At 39.1% G+C, this 22,388-nt stretch carries 15 protein-coding genes; 4 read left to right on the plus strand and 11 right to left on the minus strand.

What is annotated here, in order from left to right; translation table 11 throughout:
• Positions 1–97 precede the first annotated feature (97 nt).
• From H3302_RS13770 to H3302_RS13785, 4 genes are all read left to right on the plus strand, one after another.
• Complete coding sequence (locus tag H3302_RS13770; protein WP_182395539.1) at positions 98–2,860, plus strand: S9 family peptidase; 2,763 nt, start codon at positions 98–100, stop codon at positions 2,858–2,860.
• Positions 2,861–3,047: 187 nt separating this feature from the next.
• A complete protein-coding gene (gene katG, locus H3302_RS13775; RefSeq protein WP_036973125.1) occupies positions 3,048–5,261 on the plus strand; it encodes a catalase/peroxidase HPI in 2,214 nt (737 codons plus the stop codon).
• 177 nt (positions 5,262–5,438) lie between these two features.
• Positions 5,439–7,139: a diguanylate cyclase gene (locus H3302_RS13780; RefSeq protein ID WP_182395541.1), complete on the plus strand. Its 1,701-nt coding sequence runs from the start codon at positions 5,439–5,441 to the stop codon at positions 7,137–7,139.
• Between the two features lie 293 nt (positions 7,140–7,432).
• Positions 7,433–8,431: a hypothetical protein gene (locus H3302_RS13785; protein ID WP_182395543.1), complete on the plus strand. Its 999-nt coding sequence runs from the start codon at positions 7,433–7,435 to the stop codon at positions 8,429–8,431.
• Positions 8,432–8,515: 84 nt separating this feature from the next.
• On the opposite strand, the gene H3302_RS13790 is transcribed toward H3302_RS13785, so the two are convergent.
• The 11 genes from H3302_RS13790 to H3302_RS13840 form a co-directional block, all read right to left on the minus strand.
• Positions 8,516–8,968: a 5' nucleotidase, NT5C type gene (locus H3302_RS13790; protein WP_182395545.1), complete on the minus strand. Its 453-nt coding sequence runs from the start codon at positions 8,966–8,968 to the stop codon at positions 8,516–8,518.
• A gap of 684 nt (positions 8,969–9,652) precedes the next feature.
• Positions 9,653–10,690: a serine/threonine-protein kinase gene (locus H3302_RS13795; RefSeq protein WP_182395548.1), complete on the minus strand. Its 1,038-nt coding sequence runs from the start codon at positions 10,688–10,690 to the stop codon at positions 9,653–9,655.
• The gene (locus tag H3302_RS13800) at positions 10,683–11,141 is read right to left on the minus strand and encodes a hypothetical protein (RefSeq protein ID WP_182395550.1); all 459 of its coding nucleotides are present in this window, start codon (positions 11,139–11,141) and stop codon (positions 10,683–10,685) included. Before H3302_RS13800 ends, H3302_RS13795 begins: the two co-directional genes overlap by 8 nt.
• A gap of 14 nt (positions 11,142–11,155) precedes the next feature.
• The gene (locus H3302_RS13805; RefSeq protein WP_182395553.1) at positions 11,156–11,860 is read right to left on the minus strand and encodes a M48 family metallopeptidase; all 705 of its coding nucleotides are present in this window, start codon (positions 11,858–11,860) and stop codon (positions 11,156–11,158) included.
• Positions 11,847–12,515, minus strand: a complete 669-nt coding sequence (locus H3302_RS13810) for a hypothetical protein (RefSeq protein WP_182395556.1) — start codon at positions 12,513–12,515, stop codon at positions 11,847–11,849. The genes H3302_RS13805 and H3302_RS13810 overlap by 14 nt, the downstream gene beginning before the upstream one ends.
• Positions 12,516–12,523: 8 nt before the next feature.
• Positions 12,524–15,898 (minus strand): type I restriction endonuclease subunit R, encoded by a 3,375-nt coding sequence (locus tag H3302_RS13815; RefSeq protein WP_182395558.1) that lies wholly within the window; start codon positions 15,896–15,898, stop codon positions 12,524–12,526.
• Positions 15,899–15,915: 17 nt separating this feature from the next.
• Positions 15,916–17,184 (minus strand): restriction endonuclease subunit S, encoded by a 1,269-nt coding sequence (locus H3302_RS13820; RefSeq protein ID WP_182395560.1) that lies wholly within the window; start codon positions 17,182–17,184, stop codon positions 15,916–15,918.
• Positions 17,171–18,853, minus strand: a complete 1,683-nt coding sequence (locus H3302_RS13825; RefSeq protein WP_182395562.1) for a class I SAM-dependent DNA methyltransferase — start codon at positions 18,851–18,853, stop codon at positions 17,171–17,173. Before H3302_RS13825 ends, H3302_RS13820 begins: the two co-directional genes overlap by 14 nt.
• Before the next feature lie 76 nt (positions 18,854–18,929).
• Positions 18,930–20,204 (minus strand): N-6 DNA methylase, encoded by a 1,275-nt coding sequence (locus H3302_RS13830; RefSeq protein ID WP_182395564.1) that lies wholly within the window; start codon positions 20,202–20,204, stop codon positions 18,930–18,932.
• Positions 20,204–20,800 carry a restriction endonuclease subunit S gene (locus H3302_RS13835; protein ID WP_182395567.1) on the minus strand — a complete coding sequence of 199 codons (597 nt, stop codon included), beginning with the start codon at positions 20,798–20,800 and terminating at the stop codon, positions 20,204–20,206. The genes H3302_RS13830 and H3302_RS13835 overlap by 1 nt, the downstream gene beginning before the upstream one ends.
• A gap of 169 nt (positions 20,801–20,969) precedes the next feature.
• Positions 20,970–22,355 carry a TnsD family Tn7-like transposition protein gene (locus H3302_RS13840; protein ID WP_182395569.1) on the minus strand — a complete coding sequence of 462 codons (1,386 nt, stop codon included), beginning with the start codon at positions 22,353–22,355 and terminating at the stop codon, positions 20,970–20,972.
• Between the last annotated feature and the right edge of the window lie 33 nt (positions 22,356–22,388).

Below are 22,388 nucleotides of genomic sequence, written 5' to 3' on the forward strand. Positions count from 1 at the left end.
ACCCACCTTAGGAAACTAGCAACTTATCGTATCTACTCGAATTGTTTATTAAAAACGCTACACTGGGGCATAAACTTAAAAACAATGAGAAAGGTAAATGAAAGCGCAATTATCACTTTTGAGCTTAGCCTTGGTGACTAGCCTAGGCAGCACACAAGTCAGTGCTAAGGAAGCCCTGCAATTTAAAGACGTGTTTGATTTTAAATACGCAAAAGGCACACAACTGTCTGAAGATGGTCGTATCTTAACCTTGAGTGCAGACCCTTATCGCGGCAATGCACAAGGCCAAGTATACACGCTTAATAACAATGCCTTACTAAGCACCGTTGAACGCGGTACGCGCCCTACTATTAATAAAGCAGCAAACTGGGTCGCGTTTACACAAGTACCAACCCTACTTGAAAAAGAAACCACCAAGAAAAAAGATGAGCTAAAAAACAACCTAGTTTTAGTGAATACTAAAGACGGTGAACAACAAACGTTTAACGATGTAAAAGATTATGCGTTATCAGATGATGGCGTATGGCTTGCTTACCGTCTTGATCAAAAAGCAGATAAAACTGAGACCAAAGACGACCAAGAAAAAGACGAAAACAGCAGCGAAATCAAGCCAGACAAAAAAGATAAACGCTTTGATTTAGTGCTTGTTAACCTTCAAGACAAAACCACTCACACTATAAATAATGTATTTAGCTATGCGATTAGCAGCACTGGCGAGCAATTATTAGTAAGCCAAAGCTTTAGTGATGGTGCCGACAACCAAATCGTATTAGTCGACTTAACAAATAGTTTTAATACCAGTGTATTAATTGATGAGCCAGGTGTGGTTGCAAACAAAATTGCATGGCAACCTAACAGCAATACCGCAGCGCTTTTAGTGGGTAATTATGTAAACGATGATACAAGACGTCGCGACCACAGCTTACAGCTTTTAGAAAACGGGGCTCTATCAACCATTAACTCTGCAGATAGCAGCTGGACTATCGGTAAAACAGCCTCACTCACATGGTCTGAAGACGGTAAGCGTCTATATTTCGAGAATCACCCAAAACTGGCTGATAAAGTAAAAGCCAAAGAGTATACAGACGAAGCCTCTTTATATGATTTCGATACAATTCGCGACCATAAAGGCTTAAATGTTTGGCACAATAAAGACGTTGAAATTAAACCTCGTGAAGAACAACAGTGGAATGAGGCTAACAAACTTCGTCACTACCAAGCGGTTTACCACGTAAACGGTAAACAGGTTGTACAATTAAGTACACCCAATATGCCCGAGGTATCACTTAACACTAATCGTGACGCGCTTTTAGGCTACTCAGACCTGCCGTATTTAGAGCGTGTTATGTATGGTGGTTTCTTTGCTGATTACTTCAGTGTTGACGTTAAAACAGGTAAACAAACACCTATCGTCAGTGACTACCCCTTTAGACCCAGCCTTGCGCCAAATGGTCAATACGCGGCATTTTTTAAAGACAGCCACGTTCAGCTAAAAGACCTAGGTAACAACAAAGTTTCGACGTTATCTAAGGCAATTAACGCTATTTTTGCCGATGATAAGCATGACTACCCATCACCTCAACCGGGTTATGGTTTTGCAGGCTGGTTAAACGACAGCAGCCAAGTACTGGTTTACAGCAAATTTGATATTTGGGCTTTTGATGTCGCAACACAAAAGGCAACGCGCTTAACACAAGGTAAAGAAACAAATACCCAATATCGTGTTATTAAACTTGATAAAGACCACGTTGGCTTTGCTAAAGACGACACATTATTACTAAGCGCAACTAACTTACAAGATAAGCAAACCGAAATCGCTAAGCTTGACTTAACAAGCAATAAAGTAAGCAAAGTACTGTCGGGTAAAAAGCGCTATGATGTGGTGAAAAAAGCTAAAAATGCCGACAAATACCTCTTTACTGCGCAAACGTACCAACAATTCCCTGATTACTACCAAGCAGATTTTAGCTTCAAAAACCCACAGCGTGTGACGAACCTAAACCCGCAAATTAGCAACTTTGCTTGGGGCGAAAAACCTGAACTTATTAGCTATAAAGGCTTTGATGGTGAAGACTTACAAGGTGTTCTAATCAAGCCGGCAGGCTACAAAAAAGGCGACAAAGTGCCCGTCGTTGTGTACTTCTATCGCTATATGAGCCAGCGCATGTATGACTTCCCGAAAATGGAGTTAAATCATCGCCCTAACTTCCCTATGTTTACTTCGAATGGTTACGCCATTTTCTTACCGGATATCCGCTTTGAAATTGGTCACCCAGGTAAATCATCGACTCAAACCATGATCAACGCGACTCAAAAACTGATTGATTTAGGCATTGCCGATCCTAATAAAATTGGTTTACAAGGTCACTCATGGGCAGGCTACCAAAGCGCCTTTATGATCACCCAAACAGATATGTTTAAGGCGGTTGTATCGGGTGCACCTGTATCTAACATGACCAGTGCTTACAGCGGTATTCGCTTAAAATCAGGTCTTGCGCGTCAGTTCCAATACGAAACGGGGCAAAGCCGCATTGGTAAAACATTATTTGAAGCACCTGAACTTTACATCGAGAACTCACCGGTATTCTTTGCAGATAAAGTAAACACACCTATTTTAATTATGTTTGGTGACAAAGATGACGCCGTGCCCTGGCACGAAGGCGTACAGTACTATTTGGCACTGCGTCGTGCAGGTAAAGATGCTACGTTCTTACAGTATGAAGGCGAGCCACATCACTTGAAGAAATTCCCTAATCAGGTGGATTTTTCAATTCGCATGATGGAATACTTTGACCATTATCTAAAAGGTAAACCCGCCGCTGAGTGGATCAAAAACGGCGTACCCTTTATTGAAGAATAAACAATAAGCTGAATATCAGCTTATCTTCCCCCTTCCAGAGCCAGCATTGTTGCTGGCTTTGTTCTATAAAATCAATCATTCCATCTATTTTTTCGATTTTATCAATCGATTTAAACCCCAGTTTGTAAGTGGAAAGTTAACCAGAACAGCTCTATATTTCACGCAACTTCCAACTGGAGACAACACAATGTTAAAAAAATCAACCTCAGCATTTTCAAAAGTCGCTGTTGCTGTTTCATTACTCATCGCAACAAATGTACACGCCACTAACGACATCAAATCAAATCAATTTTGGTGGCCAGAGCAACTCGACTTAAGTCAACTGCGCGCACACGGCGCTGAATCAAACCCAATGGGTCCTTACTTTGACTACAAAAAAGAATTTTTAAAGTTAGACCTTAATGCAGTGAAAGCCGATATTGAAAAAGTGCTGACTGACTCTCAAGACTGGTGGCCTGCCGACTACGGTCACTATGGTCCATTCTTCATTCGTATGGCGTGGCACGCATCAGGTACTTACCGTACATTCGATGGCCGTGGTGGCGCTGGCGGTGGTCAACAACGTTTCGACCCACTAAACAGCTGGCCAGATAACGCCAACTTAGACAAAGCGCGTCGCTTACTTTGGCCTATTAAACAAAAATACGGTCGCAGCATCTCATGGGCAGATTTAATGGCGCTAACAGGTAACGTGGCACTTGAATCAATGGGTTTCAAAACCTTCGGCTATGCCGGTGGTCGTGAAGACGATTGGGAGCCAGATTACGTTTACTGGGGCCCTGAAGGCAAAATGTTAACTGACGAGCGCCGTGACAAAAAAGGCAAACTAAAAGGCCCATTAGCGGCGGTTGAAATGGGTTTAATCTATGTGAATCCAGAAGGTCCACATGGCAACCCAGACCCACTTCTTGCAGCTGATGATATTCGCTTATCGTTTGGTCGTATGGCAATGAACGATGAAGAAATCGTTGCACTTATCGCAGGTGGTCACAGTTTTGGTAAAGCACACGGTGCGAAAAAAGCGACTTGTTTAGACAAAGAACCCGCCGCAGCCGCTATCGAAGAGCAAGGTTTAGGTTGGAAAAACAAGTGCGGTAAAGGTCACTCAGAAGATACTGTTACTTCAGGTCTTGAAGGCGCATGGACCGTGACGCCAACGCAATGGTCAATCAACTACTTACAAAACTTATTTGCATTTGAGTGGGTTAAAACAAAAAGCCCAGCAGGCGCAACACAATGGATCCCAGAAAATGGTCAAGCGTCTAACCTAGTGCCAGATGCGCACATTAAAGGTAAGCGTCATGCGCCTATCATGTTCACAACTGATATCGCGTTAAAGGCAGATCCCGCGTTTCGTAAAATTTCAGAGCGTTTCTTAAACGACCCGAAAGAGTTCGAACTAGCGTTCGCTAAAGCATGGTTCAAGCTAAACCACCGTGACATGGGCCCACGCGCTCGTTACTTAGGTGACTTAGTGCCAGAAGAAGTGCTAATTTGGCAAGATTACATTCCTGAAGTTGACCACAAGCTAGTTGATAGCAAAGACATCGCGTCACTTAAAGCAAGCATTTTAGATTCGGGTTTATCTGTATCTGAACTGGTACGTGTGGCGTGGGCATCAGCAGCAAGCTACCGCGATACTGACATGCGTGGTGGTGCAAATGGGGCACGTATTCGTTTTGCTCCACAAAAAGATTGGCCAGTAAACAACCCGAAAGAAGTGGCAAATGTGCTGAGCAAGCTTGAGAAAATCCAAACTAAGTTCAATAAAAATGCAGCAGGTGGAAAAGAAATTTCACTGGCAGATATGATTGTTCTGGGTGGCGCGGCTGCTATCGAAAAAGCAGCAAGTGATGCAGGTTTTTCTATTGCAGTACCATTCAAGCCAGGTCGTATGGACGCATCGCTCGAAATGACTGACGTTGAATCGTTTGAAGTACTTGAGCCTACGGCAGACGCGTTCCGTAACTACTACAGCTCAGCATGGAAATCACCTGCTGAAATGTTAGTTGAGCGTGCTGATTTACTAAGCTTATCGGTGCCAGAAATGACAGCACTACTAGGTGGTATGCGTGCCCTTAACGCTAATACTAACCAAACACAACACGGTGTATTCACGAAAAAACCTGGCACATTAAGCAACGATTTCTTCGTTAACCTACTCGATATGTCAACGAAGTGGTCTAAGTCATCTGAAGAAGGTGTTTACGAAGGCCGTGACCGTCAGTCAGGCAAGCTTAAGTGGACAGCAACACCGGTAGACTTAATCTTTGGGTCTAACTCAGAGCTGCGCTCTATTGCTGAAGTGTATGCATCTGACGATGCTAAACAAAAGTTTGTTGACGACTTCGTTGCAGCATGGACTAAAGTAATGACGCTAGACAGATTCGACCTACGTTAATACCAATACCAACTCGCTTAATTCAGTATTATTGCGCGTTGGTATTCATTTTTCGCAACCCATTAAGCCGCTTTTACAGCGGCTTTTTTTATTTTGGATAAAATTCGCTCGACAATGCAGCTGATTACGTTAAAAATAACACTTTATTACTAAACAATTTAGCCATAGGCACCAAGGATGATCGCACGTTTATTATTACTATTTTTTATCAGTCACTCCTTCTTTGCCTTTGCACAAAATAGCCCTACCACATCCGTTGACTCTGTTATATCACTCAACAATGAACAGGTTAACTTAACACGTTTCGATATGAGTTATTTTATTGATAAAACAGGAAAAATGACACTGTCGCAAATACAAAATCAAACATTCACAGCCAGTAAAAATGAGCTCACTCTGGGCACCAATGCCAAAACAACGTGGTCAAAAATAACCGTCAAAAACAACGACAGCGATACCTTACGTTTATTTATTCACAACCCCGATGCTTACCATCTAGAAGAGGTAGGATTTTACGAAACCCACAATGGGCAACTCATTAATCAATCTGAAATTCAACTAGATACATCGGGTCCAAAAGCCAATATGTTCGGCGGCAGTGCTGTGTTTTCGTTCTATATTGCCCCACAGCAGCAAAAAACCATTTATGTAAAAAGCGTTACTTTTTCGCATCAATGGTTTGCTCTAAATATTTATAATGAAGAGCATTCAAAACGCGCCCTAGTTGGCAACGGCAACTACATTGCATTACTGGTTGGCATGATGCTAGCGCTGATGATCTATAACTTTTTCTTGTACTTATCGGCACGTAAAATAGAAAATATTGTTTACGCCCTGTATTTAATATCGGGCACGGTATGGGTGGCGCTTTCGTATGGCGTAGCTGCTAACTTTTTTGGCATTTTTAGTGCTGAAGTACTGCAACTTAATTCTAGTTTGCTCAGTATGCCCAGCTTTTTAGTAATTTTTGTGATGCTAATTTTCGAAACTAAAAAGCATTACCCAAAAGAGCATATAGCCCTGTCGCTCATTCTCGTATTACTGGTTGGCGACTTTATCTACAGTTTATTCGATGTCGTTGGCGCACTAAAACCAGCCAGCACCCTTGCCGCAATGATGATGACCGTCACCTTTGGTGTCTCTATTTCACTGTGGCGAAAAGGGGATTCACTCGCCAAATATTTTTTACTTGGCCATTCACTGTTCGTTATATTCAATATGCTGGCCGTGCTTTATTACAAAGGTATCACCGACGCAAACGTGATAAACAGTCATGGCGTCGGCATAGGTATTTTACTCGAAGCATTAATGATGGCGTTTATATTGTCTTACCGTATAAAAACGCTCGAAAAAATCAAAGCACAGCAAAAAGAATTAACGCGCCTTGTCGATACCGACCCAATGACAGGCCTGTATAATCGACGCTACTTTGATAGAAAAAGTGAAGAGCTCATTGCTACAATGGCAAGCAATCATCAAGAGTTAACGCTGATCATCGCCGATCTCGACCATTTTAAAGCCATTAACGACACTTATGGCCATGATATTGGCGATAAAGTCATTATTGAGTTTGCAAACATACTCACTACACAACAACGAAAAGACGATATAGCCTGCCGCTACGGCGGTGAAGAATTTGTACTTTTACTGCATTGCAGCCTACACGACGCCAAAGCCGTGGCCGAGCGCATCCGCGAAAAAGCAGCAAACACCCGCATCAAAAGCAATGATGCTCAAGCCGTAAAGTTTACCGTAAGCCTAGGCGTTCACAGCGTTGCCCATGCCTCAACCACAATAAAAGAAACCCTATCAATTGCCGACAAAGCCCTTTATAAAGCAAAAAACAATGGCCGAAACTGTGTTGAAGTAGCGGTGTAAGCGAGTTCACATAACGGCAATGAACAAGTTATTCACCGTAGGTCGTTTTATACAACTGCACATTTAAAGCACTTCGCACACACTAAGCCCAACTCATAAGCAAAAGCGGAATTGGCGCAAAGCAGAGCGACTAGAGTCTATCATCTATCCAGAAACAAAATAGTTTGCAATAAAGACAAAATAGTTTGCAATTTAATTAGTGTCAAGAATATTTCTCGTCAAGGGTCGTTGGACAGAGAGAAGCCTTTAATATACGGTAAAGTTAATTTTCGAAGTTTCTTAAAGGGAATAGTTTGCAAGCATTTGATGATGAATCGTTGTTGAGCTATATGTTGAGAACACTTTTTTTAAAAAGCCTACATCTTACTAATAAATGGGATGCTTTTGATGGTGCGATAAATTTTAAAAAAGGTTTTAAAATTTTTCCAACAGCACCAAATATAGAAGGGATTCAGAATTTTTTTCATCAAGGCACAAGTAAACTATTAATTCAAAAGGCAGAGGAAACATTGATTGGACTAGGCTATCAACCTAGCTTTTTCCATCCTTACACAACTTCATACTTAGTCGCACAATTTTATGGACGTTCTGATTCGCATATAGATATCAACGGTATCGTTAGAATTCAACACAACTTTGTGACTGATTTACAATTCTGTGAAGAGTGTCTAAAAGAGCAAATATATGACTTCGGAGTTTCTTATTTAAAGAATGAATGGATTTTTAGTGGCCGCTGCAAAGTACATGATCAAAAACTAAAAAGAATTAACATTAACTCTATAAACTCAAAGAAGAAAAAGCTTGAAGCTATCATGTCTGTATTCAGTGGCTCAGTCCCAACAGAATATCAGTCACAAGCATCGTATTTTTTTGAAAACAGTGAAATAAGACCGATAGATAACAATGAGTGTAGTGAGTATTACGCGCCGTGCCTTTCCGGTCTATTTTTACAATATGTAAAAGATATGTATCATAAATCTTGGTCAGATTCTGAGTGTGAAAATGGTGCTGAGGTCAGAAGAATGATAGATAGGTACAATTCTGCTGAATCGATGCTATCGAATGACTATTATGGAAACAAGGCAATAGATCAAAGAGATTTGCAGTCTGTAGCTCAAATTCCATTCGCATTTGAACCTGATCGTTTTTGGAAAGAAAACAAGCCAAAAACAGATTTAATCGGATTATCATACGACGGTGAAATACTCCATACTAAATTTGAATATCGAGCTTTAAGAAGTAGGGATTGCCAAGGCTGCCCTGAAACTTATTGCCCCCTAAAGTTAAATTGATTGTTTAAACATAGCTATTTTAGACGTCAACGCATGATAAAAAAGGAGCTAAATGTTGCTTCTTAGCTTTACTAGCTCAGATTTTTAAGAGTCGATACAATTCAATTTTTTTAACAGAGTATCCCAATCGGGATATTCCTTCTGACCGAAGTGAATCAGCCTACCTTCAAAATGCTCTTGGCCTCTACCACTGACATGGTCATCAATCAAAATATCGCCTTTTAACAATCCTTTATGGCTACATATGATTAGGTTTTTGGTCATTTCATAACCAAACTTGTCTTCAATCCAGAATCTTTTTTCAGTATATGAAAGCGGGTTTTTAGTGGATGGGGCTGTTAATATATAAACTTCAAAGTCTCTCTGATTTACTAATTGTTTAACAGCTGCAATGGAGCCTTTGACTGGCTCTAGATTCCTAAAAAAATTTGGTACACTTTGAGGAAATTTGTTATTTGGATCTTTTTGTTTTTCCTTACGGATACTTTTGGAGTAATCACATAAGACATCATCCATATCGATGTAAACTATTTGCATACCCCCCCCCTTTCGTATTACTAAAGTAGCACAATTACGAGCACTAAGATTCTTCATGTAAAAGTCTGCATTTCATTCGAACCAATGTAGCCAAAATCGATTTGCTCAAATGCTATGTGTTACTTAGCCTCTTTGTTCGAGAAGTTTAGTCACTTTAAGTACAATATGGAAAGTAAGTTAAATTGGAGGTGCTATTTGGTAAATGTCACAATAGTGAAAATAAGCATTATTAACGACGAATTCAGACATAATAGTGTAAATAAACACTATTACGGTGGATAAAAAAAATGATTAAGTAAAGCTCACTCTCGTGCGCTGAAACACATTGAATAAGCTTATACTGGTTTATAATCCCAATAAAAAGCGGAGATAATAAACCAGTATAAGACTGTATTTCGCCTAGGTTGACAGCAAAAAGTTAGTAGTTACTAGCTCAAGACTATGCGAGCGAAATATTTGAGTGAAGACTCGAATATTACAATCTAGTCCTTAATTCACACTAAATTAGCTTCTTAAAACAAAAGCTCCATACCAGTTAGAGTCTACTTCTAAATCGCACTCAGATGTCGAGCGAGAAGATTTAGACAACTTTAACTTTTCTTCATACGACAACTGGGCAGCCTTCTGTGTTAAAGAAGATCTACTTTTAAAACTTTTCTTGTTTACAGTTGTTTTATCTTTCATTTAGATTTTGAAGAACCGTTTCAGGTCTCTAGTTCCTATATTATTAATACAGTATTGGTTAATATTCGTTTCTCTGCCAGCGGATGGTACGCGTTTCGCTGTAGAATTTCCATTTTCAACTGTAATGTACTTTATCGCACCGTTGAACTCTTTCGACCATTTTTTTTGGTTTCCGTTCAATTCAAACTGCCAATCTAACAGTTTTTCATCTATTGATGAAAGGGCGTTAGTTATTTCCAATACTGACTTAAATCTGTCATCAGGTGATGGCTTCAAACATTTGCTAATAGTTTGTTTAATCTTATCAGGTATATGCTCTGGGTATGCGGTTCTATTTGGAAAAGCTTCATTCCTCAAAGCAGCCTCAAATTGAGCGCGATCCAAGTTACCTGCCACAACATAACTCATAAACTGCTGATTAAATATTTCGCTACCAACACACATCCTGTAAAGAGTTAACCCTACCTGATAGACATCAAATGCAGTTGTATATTCATTTGCTGCAAAACACTCTGGAGGTAGTTGTTTTACATACATCTGATTGGGTGTTGCTAACCCTAAAGAGTTAGTGTGTTTTGCAAGCCCAAAATCTGAAAGAAGAGCTTCACCTCTATGGCTTAGCAATATATTGTCAGGTTTTACATCAAAGTGAATAAGTCCCTTAGAGTGAATATTATGAAGTCCACTAACAAACTGACATACAAATCTGATTATTTCTCTTACAGTTAGAAAGCGTTGACTCATAAGTTGAGCTAACGAACCATTTGGGAAATAAGGCATAGCCAAGTATATAAAATCGTTATCTTGGCAAGCATAGTTAATAGGGACGACATATGGGTGAGAACTCTTGTAAAGAGTCCTTGCTTCATTAAAAAGTGCATTGGCATCACCGACGCTATTTTTGGGCACCCGTTTAACTACAAGTTCAGCGTCTAGTGCCTGATCATAACTCCTAAATACTTGTGAGTTTCGACCTTCTTGACCTATTTCCTCTCGAAGTTCAAATTCAATCTCAGCTACGGTATTAATATTAAGCATTCATTGCTCCTGTAGCAGTTAAAACCGCTTCCCTTTCTTTCTCTGTTAGCTCATGCCAATTCTCAATAATTTCGTAATTCTCTTGCCCTCTTACCAAGGGTTTTATTCTTCCTCTTTCGATATTATTTTTGGCGGCAATGGTGCTTATGGCCCCATAGTAATAGTTATTTAAAGCACTGCTTGCAAAAGCTTCTTGGATCACTCCTTCAATTTGAACACGATCAATATTAATTGATCTAGCCGATGGCTCTGAAAGCCTTACTCCAGCCTTCTCTACATCATATTCTCGAAGAATATCCAATATATTACAGCGCACATATTTAAGCTTTTCCGGCATACTCAGTGCATTTGGAATAGCAATTTCTTCAATATTAATAATGGCATTTTCATTTGTATCGTAGATGCTAAATGTAACTTCTGAAGGGGAAACCCTTATTCCTATAGTCCTCAATTTTTCCTCCTTATTTACAATTCCATTTTCCCAGCTTGTTCGACTTCCTCATGGTATTTTTTCCAATCAGGTAAGTGACTCGAAACTAGGTTCCAAAACTCTTTATTGTGTTTTTTCTCAACTGTGTGGCAAAGCTCATGGATGATAATGTAATCAATCACTTTTCCCGAAAATTCCATTATTTTAGGGTTCAGTTCGATTACATTGTTTTCTGTGCAGTTACCCCATCTGCTCTTAAGCTTTTTAATATTAAAGGTAAGGGCTTCCAGGCCAGTTTCTTTCTGCCAATAGTTGATTCTAGCGGCCAATTTTTGAGAAGCTTTTTGCGCGTAAAAACGTTCAAGTTCAGGCTTAAATTCTGAAAGCGGAATCGAACCTTTTTTAGGTGTACGAATAGAAAACTTACTATGGTTAAAGGTAATTTCTAAGCGTTTAACAGACTCATCATAAATCACCTCACAGTAATATGAACGTCCTCGATAGACAGCTCTGCTTCCTGTAACAATTTCATCCTTTATAGGTTGATTAACTTCAGCGAGTTTTTGCTTAATCCATCTCGCTCTTTGCTTTATGAGTTCATGTTGTTGCTGCTCATCAACATCAGGGCCTCTGAGCAAAACAGCTTTATTGCGCTCCACCGTTATGTAGTGATTTTTCAGCTTATTGTCTTTCTTAAACCACCACTCTATTTGGGTTGTGCCGTAATTAAATACAGGCATTAGCATCCCCTGAATCTATTAATGCGATGATGCTTGATACATCACAAATGGTAACGCTATTACTGTGAAGTTCGAAATAGTCACGCGCAACCTGAACATCATCACCATATTGATGAACAATTTCTGACAAAATCTTGGGTTGCTTGCTCAAAATACTACTCAAAGCTCGTCCACTATTTAGGAACTTTTGAACATGGTGTGTTCCAATAACATAAAGCTCTTTTTTCTTATGAGTTTGATGTTCCGCTAGACCATAAAAATCTTTAAAAATGCCATTTTCACGGATGGTATTCGATTTTGGTTGCCAATCTATAAACTTAAATTCGGCAATGCGTTTATTGGTTTCGAGGTCAAATTTCTTACCTGTGTTACCAGCACCAAGAGAAACATACTCTACAAATTCATCGTGCTCTAAAATATGTGGGAGCGATTGTAGAATGCCAACAGAATGTATTACTTCGTCAATTTGCGCTGCGGCAGCTTTTATTCGACGAGCCGACAACATTAGCTCCAAATCGAGACCTTGTTCTTCACAAAAACGAGTGGCATCACTATCACTCATTCCAACGCTAAGTCCTTCAAGACGAGATAATTTGTTTTTTAACGAGTCGCTTTTAAAGCTCTCAATTTTCAGCAATGCTTCATGAATATCCATATACAAACCTAGTTATTCAGCATTATCTTAAATATCTCATTGGTATGCTGCCTAGCTACCGTCATATCCCAGCCTGCGAGTCCTCGTAGTACCGTTCTAATCGACTTTTTCATTGCGGGGTGAATATCGTCCTGCTTTTTCCAAATGTTTGAAATTAGCACTTCTGACAAATCATTATCTTTGAAGATACCTTTTGTCCACGCTTCAGCTTCGGCATCTTCCACTTGAGTTTTTAAATAGTTGAATACAGCGATTTCGCTAGCGGTTGTAAAGCCCATATCTCCAGCTTGAGCATCCTTATCCTTAATTCGCTTGGAGAAAAGCTCTAATTGCTCTAAAAACTGTGCTTGCTCGATTCTTCCTTCTTTCTCATCCTTCAGTAGCTTTTCTAGTTCCTGCTCTAAATCACCAAAGAAGCCAGGGTCTTTATTCTTGCCTGTTTTGATAGTGTGCTTGAGTTGATTTTTCATAACCAATGCAGCACTACCAACGCCTTTTTGTTTTTTCAATAAGTCCATGTCGGCAGCGTCAAGAATTGAAATTTCTCTATCCAACAAGCTCTTAACAGGGCTGGCTTCAATATGCTCGTCTAGCAACTCTTTTAAAATCGCGGTTTCAGCTTCTGTTACCCGCGCTTTGTCGGCAAACTCTGGTAGTTTCTGGCGAAGCGCCAGTTTAATTTCATTGAATACAGTGAAATAAGGCTTAAACGGTGCCCCTCTTTGATCCGGCAGTACAATATCTAGTTTGCTATTAAACTCAGCAAGTGCGGCTAAGAAGTCCTCAACAATATCTAATCGTGTATCAGGATCTAAATACAAGTCAGCATCTTCTTTGTAAGCTTCTGCTTGCTTAACTAAGTTATGCTTCTTAGGCAAAATATCTAATACCTTCTGCATTGCAGCCTTAAGCTTTGGAAGCTCTGCTTCAACATCCGTCCAAACTTGTTCTTGCTTAACATCACCTGCAAATATCTTTAAAGCCTCATCGAGAGCTTCAACTATGCCGTAGTAATCCATGATGTAGCCTGCTTTCTTTCCTTTACGCGTTCGATTAACCCGCGCAATGGCTTGCAACAAAGTATGTTCCTTAAGCGACTTGTCTAAAAACAAAGTATTAACTATTGGAGCATCCCAGCCCGTTAACAACATGTCTGATACGATAATTAAGCCGATATTATTAACTTTAGCTTTCTCGTCTTTCAGATTTTCTTTTTCATCACCATATGGCAACTTAAAGAGTTCATTGGCAAGAGCAGGAATGTCATCAGTTGGCACACAGACAGGTGTTTTGCCTTCTTTTATTTCGCGCTTAACACGTTCTTCTATGGTCTCTAGTTTTTTCTTGAGTCCTTTTTCCTCAGCTTTCTTCTGTTCACTCGCACCTGTGCGCTTTTCTGTCATGCTGTTGAGGGAAATAACAACCCGACTTTCAAAAGTAGGTAAACCTTCTTTCTTTCTCTCTTCCATTAGTGCATCAAGCGTGTCTTTATATTTTATCGCTTGCTCACGGCCATCGCATACTAGCATTCCTTTAAATCCGCGAGCTTTTACAGATGTTAAGAAGTGCTCAATTAAGTGCTTTGCATTTTCGGTGATGCGTTCCTTTGCCCCACGACGTTTTTTTAATAACTGCTGCTTCAGAGCTTTCTTACGTTCAGGCGGCTCTTGCCCGAATTTGTCATTAAACTCTTTTTGTAAATTGCCATCACTGAACCAGTCACTCATACCTTCTAAATACTTAATAGGTAAAGTCGCACCATCAGCTACCGCTTCATCAAGTCGGTAAGTGTCAATGTAATCAGCACCACCAAACTCTTTGAGAGTGTTTTTATCGTCTTTTCCAAGTGGTGTACCAGTGAAAGCTAGAAACTTAGCATTTGGTAGGCTTGCTCGCATAAATGCGGCTAAAAAGCCATATTGAGAACGGTGTGCTTCATCAATCATTACGAAGAAATTATGCTTAGTGGAAAGTACCTTAAAATCTACTTGTTCTTCACTTACTGCTTTCCACTTTGCCTTTAATGGTTCACCATCGTCGTCAAACTTACCAAGGTTTTCATTAACCTCTTTAATTATCCAGTAATTCTCTTTGCCTTTGTCATCTTTTCTTGAAACACGGCGTACTCGCGACTTTAGGCGCTCAACACTGTCAGCGTCTTCAGTTTCTTGCGCGGCTTTAATAGGTTTGCCATCACGCTCTTGGAATTTTTGCACAGTTGACGTAAATACCATGCCATAGTCGTTACCCAATAAGGCTTCAAGTCCTGATACTGAGTTGGCCTTACTTGCAGTTATTCCTGCTACATGATCGATGGTATTGAAAATTTGATTATCTAGATCGGTTCTATCGGTCAGAATTAAAATGCTTGGATTATCAAATCCTGACGCTTCAGCTCTTAGTAATCTGGCTAGCATTACCATAGTGAGTGACTTACCGCTGCCTTGCGTATGCCATATAGTGCCGCCTAACTGTTCGCCAGGGTGCTTAAGATCTTTACCGTGCAGCCTAGTTAGTGTTTTTTCTACTGCACGCAATTGCTGATAGCGAGGCAGCTTCTTAATGACCGTGCCATCTTCTAATTCATAAATAGGATAAAAGCATACCAAACGTAAGAAACGTGATGGCTCAAACAAAGCCCAAATTAACTTGTCTTGCTCTGTTGGTGTTTTACCAAGCTTCTCTTCTATCTCATCAAGAATCTGTTTTTCTTCTGGGCGGTTCGGATCAAATTTGTAAGTTAAATAAAACTGCTCTGGAGAGTAGATTGCACCATATTTAGCAGCGGTACGGTTAATTGCCGCACACACCATATTAAAAGCAAAATGAGGCTTAAAGGTATTAATATAACCGTCAATTTGAGCAATACCTTTTTCTAACTTAACGCTGCTCTTTTTGCATTCAATAATGCCAAGCGGAATGCCATTTATGAATAACAGAAGATCAGGTTTAAAAGGGTCATCATTGGCATTTTTACCTACATACTGATCGACAACATGAAAGTCGTTTGCTGATGCAGATGTTTGGTCAATAAAGCGAATACTCTTCGGATTACCATCTTTATCTTTAACCTGAAGATCACTATGGAACAAGACTTTCAGCCAAAAAGCTTGGTTAGCCAACATTAGGTCTGAATTTTCATCCAACCAAATGTCTCGCAGTAACTTTATGGCTCGTTTGGGGCCATTAACTACCTCACCTAACCAAGGGTTAAGTTTGAGCAATCTAGCAGACAGCACTTTTTCCAAGATTGGCGCTTCAGTTCTAAGGTCTTGCTCAATACTTTTGCCTGGTAAGTGGGTGTAGCCCAATTTAACTAGCCATGCGATCGCTGGCTTTTCTACTCCAACTAATTCAGGCTGATTATTATTTTTTTGTTCCATTTTTTAGACCTTAATCCTTATGCTTCAATAGCACTCTTTTCGGCTACTTTTCTCAAGTTTACGCGCCACTTACCTGCAAGTAATTTTTGCATCAATCCTTTTTTAAATTCTTCAAGACGCAACTTCTTCTGATACAACAATCGTAACTGATCATCCATATTTAAAATAGCAGCGGTTATTTGTTCCATTTCTTCATTAGAGCCAGGAATAGCAACCTTGAAGTTTTTAATATTCTTGATAGTCAACTGAGGTTGAGCGCTACCAAATGCCATTTTATTAACTTGCTTTTTAAATAAACTAGACATCATAAAAACATTTAAGTAACTGTTATATTCTGTTCTTATTATCGCCATACCAGAATTTATTCTGACACTTTCGTAATCATCGAAATCTTGGAAATAACCAACATGCCCTACGGAACCACGAGTGGTAATAACAATATCGTTCTTTAATACTTTACCTTTCCTGAGCTTGTTATCTTTGTTTTCGGTTATAAATTGGAGCTTTGTGAAATCTAAGCCTGATTTAGTAACATTTTTTGCATTTAAAAATAAACAATGGCCTTCATCAGATAGTTCGTCTTGCTTAGGATACTCTTTGCCTCTGTCTCCATCTTCAACAATTCCCCCTAATTCTTCTATCGTTATTATTTTCCAGCTTTTTGGAATCTTTCCTATAGGAGATACACAAAAATCTACATGTGGTTCCCACCGTTCCTCTTTTTTAGTTCCAATTCCTTCAGAAAATAACTTTTGCATTAACCCCACTTTTAAGGTTGTTGTGTTTTCAATCTTTTTAGAAACCAAATCTATTTTTTTACTTAGAGAAGATAGTATTTTTGTAATTGCATCTTGTTCCTCTAAAGGAGGAATTAACACGCTCATTTTAGCAATCATGTCTAAACGAACTGAATCAACCGACCCTTTGGCGCTCATGCGCATTACACGGTTGTAAAAGTTGTGGCTAAAATACTCATAAAAATACTTACCTAAAACATTCTTTTTAAAGTTATGAATGTTATAGACTCGTTGGTGATAATGAATTTTACCATTCACATAGTGGTATATTTTTCCTACTCCCACACCATCACCTGAAGTAAGCACACCTTCACCGTCAAACGAATAGTGATTTACTCGCTCAATGGTATTCGAACGAACATAAAAAGGATATTTGCCGCCTTCTTCTCTATCTTGTGTATCACCTGAACCTGTTTTTATATCTGCAATGTCTTCAACATTAGCGACAGTCCAACCATCAGGAATATTTTCAATCTTATTCCCCAGCATGGCTAGGCTCCTCGTCAAAGTTAATTACTGATAAATGTTCTTTTAACACTTTATCTAGCTCAGTGATTTCTGCATCAATAGACTCAAGGCTTTTTAAAACTGCCTGTACATCAATGATCTCTTCTGGTTCGGTAGTATCGATGTAACGGCTGATATTGAGGTTAAAATCGTTTTGCTCAATCTCGTCCATTTCTACAACGCGCAAATACTTTTCAACTTCAACTTTTTGTATAAGTTCTTTGGTTTTTTCTTCGGTTTGCTCACCCGCATCAACTAGTTGCTCAACAGCTTTATTGAAACGGGTAGTGATAGTTTCGATGTCTGTTTCACGCAATTTATTTTGGTTTTTACCTTCCTCAAACCCTTCACTAGCATCAATAAAGATAACCTTATCTTTAAGTGCTGCGGGTTTGCTTTTATTGATTAAGATAATAGCTGCGGCAATACCCGTGTTATAAAACAAGCCTGTAGGTAAACCGATAATGCCTTCTATTAAGTCACCTTTAAAATCATTGACACCTTTAAGCATAGCTTTACGGATTTTACCGTCATCACCTTCACGAAATAGCACACCATGAGGAACTACAACACCCATGCGGCCATCTTCTTTAAGACTTGCAACCATGTGTTGAACAAATGCGAAATCTGCTTTTTTACGTGGCGCGATACCGTAACTAAAACGACCATATGGATCTTTTAGTTCTTTTTTGTAATTAGGAGCAACTTCTGTGACGTTTCCATTTTTATCGGTTCTAGTTTGTTTGTTGGCTTCTAATGGTGTCCACCAGTCAAGCGCTGAAAATGGAGGGTTAGCGATTACGCGATCAAAGGCCAGAATGCTATTGCCGTCTCTATGCTTAGGGTCAACCAAGGTATCACCGCGCTCTAGTTTCGCCGTCATGTTATGCAGAAATAAATTCAGCTTACCAATCGCCCAAGTACCAAGATTACGTTCCTGACCATATAAAACACAGTTTGGCTTGCCAAATCTCATTCCATTTGGTTTTTCTGCAATATGACGAGCGCTCTCTACTAACATACCGCCACAACCAAATGTTGGGTCATAAATTTCATGACCAGGCTGAGGATCAATTAGCTTAACAATTAACTCAACTACGCCGTGTGGTGTATAGAACTCTCCACCTTTTTTACCTGCATCATCGGCGAATTGAGCAATTAGATATTCGTAGGCATCACCTAACATATCGGCTTTATATAGGTTATTGTTACCTAACTTGTGCTTATTGAAATGTCGTAATAAACGTTGCAATAAATCATTACTTAGACGTTCTTTATCACCAAATTTGATGGCTGTTAATACACGCTCTAAATCGGTATTTTGTGCTTCTATTTCCGCAAACGCTTCATCAATGCTTTCACCGATATTTTCAGTTTTTTTGATGATATTGTCCCAGCGAGCATCTACTGGCACAAATTCATTTGCATAGTCTTCTTCGATGATGGCAATAGCTTCTTCTTTACTACAGCCTTCTTTTTCCATTTCTTGATCGATTCGCTCAAGAAATACGTCGTTTAAGCGTTTTAAAAATATCAGTCCAAAAATGTAGTTTTTAAAATCAGAGCTATCGATACTGCCGCGCATGATATCTGCGCTATCCCATAACCAGGTTTCTAATTTTTCTAAGGTTAATTTTTCATGTTGCGTCATTTTATCTTGTCCTTTTAATTTGGTTCCGTCACTAACTATTCTGAAGCAACATTCTGCTGTTGCTCATACTACTAACTTATTGAAATTTAATCAGTAACGAAGTTAACTTTTGTTGAGATTGCTCAAAGTCTGCCTTGCAGCTTTGTAGTGTTTTTAGCTCTTGAGCTATATCGATTTCCTCAACTGTAATGTTTTTAATAATGTATCTTGAGATGTTTAATTCATTATTCTGATCTCTGATTTCAGGAATAAATACAGCTCTGAAACGCTCATCATCTGGAAGCTTTCCCGCTGCTAAATCCGCTATTAACTTCGCATCAGCATTGGATATTTCTGTAGCGTGTTTATTGGACGTGCCAATTTCACTTGCATCGACGAAGATAACAGGGGAACCCGCAGGTTTATTTTTATTAAGCACTAATAAAACAGTAGGAATCCCTGTGAAGTCCAACAAAGATGCAGGTAAGCCGATGATTGTTTCTATTAGCTCGTTCTCTAATAGATATTCGCGAACTTTAGCATCGTAGCCGCCCCTAAATAGAACGCCTTGAGGTAACAATATGTATGCTTTACCTGTGTCATTTAGGTTACTTAGAGCCTGTTGTATCCACAGGCTGTCACCTGAAGTGGCCGACACTGCGCTTCCAGTAGGAACTTTGATAAAAGGTGACCCCGCAAGCATCCGGCGAGCATCAGCGCTAAACTTAAGTGACATTGGTGGTTCCATAACTGCCAAATCAAATTGGGGTTTGTATCCAAAAGCTGATTCTAAAAGCGAGTCACTTTTATTCATTTGAAAGCTCTTATCTTCTAGCGTTAGCAATCTATAAGCAGTGATCCAGGTACTATGGTTTTTCTCTTCTAGGTAGAGCACTTCAGGGTTCAAACTTGAAGTTATTCTGGCTAGGCCACAGGCTCCGTCATACAAAGATTTATTACTGCAATCACCAATAAGCGATGTAAAGATTCTTTCCATGTTGAGATTGGATGACATCTCGCCTTTGAACTTTCCAAGCCCTTTCGTATAGTCTCTCAATGCTTTCGCTAACAAACTAAACTCTGAAACTTCGGCCACAAACGCTATAGCAACACCAACGATTTTAGGGTCAATTCGATACTGTTCAGGAGCTGCGCAAACTTCTGTTGGGTGCTTACCTTCAAGCGCTTTTCCTGCTTCAATTAGCATATCTAGTTGCTTTGCCAGTCCGCTATTTACAATTGTTTGAAAGGTATCGGGAGCTTCTTTCGCGATAAAAGCGATATAGGTAAATAACTCAATCAAGTGTGTTACTTCCATAGAACCACGACATTGATCCATCGCATTCCACAAATCTTTCTGTAAATTATCCATTATGCAGCTCCTTTCATTAGTTGGCTTATACAGGCAATTGCCACTTTCTTTTGCTGCTCTGCCAAATTTATTGTTGACTGATAAGCTTGATTACTAGCATGAAAGAGTTCAGCTATTTCTTTTTGCTTAGCTAATGTCGGCAACTCAATTTCTAACTTTTTGATGTTTGATAAGCTGATGTTCTTAATCGCTGCTCCAGTGCTAGTAGCATCAAGTAAGTTCTGACCTTCTGGAGAATTGAAATAAGCCACTAATACTTCACCAACAAGTTCAGTTGAATTTGGTCTTAATAGGATAAAGTTGGCAGAGGCAATTACCTTTAGCGCTGCTGTCTTTGCAGTAACATAACCAGCTCTAATTGAGTTTCCTTTTGCCAAAAGCACTACATCCCCTTCATGTAGTCGAAAACGTTCTATATCTTTGCCTTCTTTGATGATGACTTTACTAAGTTGTTGCTCAACAACTTCACCATTTAGGTTTAAAGAGCTGCCTGTTAGCAAGTGAACTGTTTTTTCATCGTTTTGATTACTCTTTTCAAAAAGAGCATTTGTTGCACCAGTTATTAGTTCCTTACATACTGAATCGATAGTTTTCATTATTACCTCCATTCGTTTTCGGTGTACGATTTATTTTGTTGAGGTAATAATAGACTCTGCTTTGTATTTATTGCAAGTAGTTTTTTTATTTTATTTTATTCGTACAGCATGTACGAATTTGCAACTTGGCGGTATGATTTTGATTTTTATGCGATTTTTTATTCTGTGGTTACCTGTGATTTATTTTTAGTTTGGAACGAATTGGGACAAGAGGCTTTGTGGGTGCTGGTAAAACTGAATCTAGCCAGTTCTTATCGTTCCTATATAACCAGTGATACTCTTTGTTTCTGTTAGCTTTTACGTGCTTAATGGAGCAGCTAGGATGACAATCTATAAACAATTTGAGCGAATATCTATATTCAGATTTAATCTGATTTTGCTTCAAATTCTTCCTGTGCCTTACAAGCGTTTTGTCCATAGAAATACATTGTTCAACATAACCAACACTTAGATTAAGCTCTTGTGCAATCAAACGTCTGTCATTTCCTGTAAGTGCTTTCACGCATACTCTTCTTTCGATTTCTGTTAATGGAATCAATCTTTCTTGTTTTAAGATTGATTTAACTTTGGTTCTTGAGATGTTTAAAGTCGTACTTATTTTATTTAGAGAGTATTGCTTTTTGTAAAGCTTGATTATTTTTTCGTCCGTTCTTTCTTCTACATTTGGTTCGTTCGGCTTCAGTTGAACGTAAGGCTGGGGGCTTCGATCAACTAATAGTCCGTTCAAACTATCTGATAATAAATAAAGGGCCACTATGCCTTTCAATGGATGGTAGCTATTCTTGGGATGTCTTAATAACCTTAGTAACCAATTATAATTGGTACACAAATTTGGAATACTTGCTGACTTCTTATTTAGGAGTGAAATAATACGTTTGTTATTTATTTGACTACCTTGATATAACCCTTTTGAGTTTGCTAGATTAGTGACAACACTTTCAAATCTAGTTTGTTCAGAAAACGTCGAGATTTGATTAAAGAAATCGAAATAAAACTGACAAAAATTTTTGGTTAATTCTTCTCTTTTTTCTAAATTGGATAGCTCTAATGGTGGAAGAATGAGCTTATTAGCAACACCAGAATCTCCTCCAAACATTTGCTCCAAGCAGTTGCTATGTTTTGTGCAATAATCAATAAATGGTAGTTGCTCTTCAATTCGCCAATAAACGCTCCCATAATTCATCAGATATTGCTGTTGGCATATGGGACAATATTTATATACATAATTATGTTTTGCTAAGTTAGACCTTGAATCAACAATGTTTGTGGGATTATTGCTTCCTCCGCACAACATCGAAATCTTCAACTGCTTTGCATCCTTCTTAGATAAGAAGAATGCATACAAGCGGTATAACGTGTTCTCGTAGAGTAACTTCTCTGGAGGGATACATAGAAATTTTCCAATTTGAGCTATATTTGATGGCAAGTAACAATGAATTCTTTTCTTTGGTTTACCAAAAATTTGACGATATGTGTGTGAGGGAGTAGGGCTACCTGATCTCTGATGATATCTGGCAAGGATGCTATAAATACTTTCATTAGGAAAAGAAATCACTTAAATTTTCTCGTGTAACCTCCTTGAATCAAA

This window comes from Pseudoalteromonas sp. MT33b (genome assembly GCF_014117385.1).
Lineage (GTDB): Bacteria > Pseudomonadota > Gammaproteobacteria > Enterobacterales > Alteromonadaceae > Pseudoalteromonas > Pseudoalteromonas lipolytica.

Bases quoted from the DNA above. Each gene is read 5' to 3' on its own strand.
- H3302_RS13770 (WP_182395539.1), top strand. From the start codon at position 98: ATGAAAGCGCAATTATCACTTTTGAGCTTAGCCTTGGTGACTAGCCTA.
- katG (WP_036973125.1), top strand. From the start codon at position 3,048: ATGTTAAAAAAATCAACCTCAGCATTTTCAAAAGTCGCTGTTGCTGTT.
- H3302_RS13780 (WP_182395541.1), top strand. From the start codon at position 5,439: ATGATCGCACGTTTATTATTACTATTTTTTATCAGTCACTCCTTCTTT.
- H3302_RS13790 (WP_182395545.1), bottom strand. From the start codon at position 8,968: ATGCAAATAGTTTACATCGATATGGATGATGTCTTATGTGATTACTCC.
- H3302_RS13795 (WP_182395548.1), bottom strand. From the start codon at position 10,690: ATGCTTAATATTAATACCGTAGCTGAGATTGAATTTGAACTTCGAGAG.
- H3302_RS13805 (WP_182395553.1), bottom strand. From the start codon at position 11,860: ATGCCTGTATTTAATTACGGCACAACCCAAATAGAGTGGTGGTTTAAG.
- H3302_RS13810 (WP_182395556.1), bottom strand. From the start codon at position 12,515: ATGGATATTCATGAAGCATTGCTGAAAATTGAGAGCTTTAAAAGCGAC.
- H3302_RS13815 (WP_182395558.1), bottom strand. From the start codon at position 15,898: ATGGAACAAAAAAATAATAATCAGCCTGAATTAGTTGGAGTAGAAAAG.
- H3302_RS13820 (WP_182395560.1), bottom strand. From the start codon at position 17,184: ATGCTGGGGAATAAGATTGAAAATATTCCTGATGGTTGGACTGTCGCT.
- H3302_RS13825 (WP_182395562.1), bottom strand. From the start codon at position 18,853: ATGACGCAACATGAAAAATTAACCTTAGAAAAATTAGAAACCTGGTTA.
- H3302_RS13830 (WP_182395564.1), bottom strand. From the start codon at position 20,204: ATGGATAATTTACAGAAAGATTTGTGGAATGCGATGGATCAATGTCGT.
- H3302_RS13835 (WP_182395567.1), bottom strand. From the start codon at position 20,800: ATGAAAACTATCGATTCAGTATGTAAGGAACTAATAACTGGTGCAACA.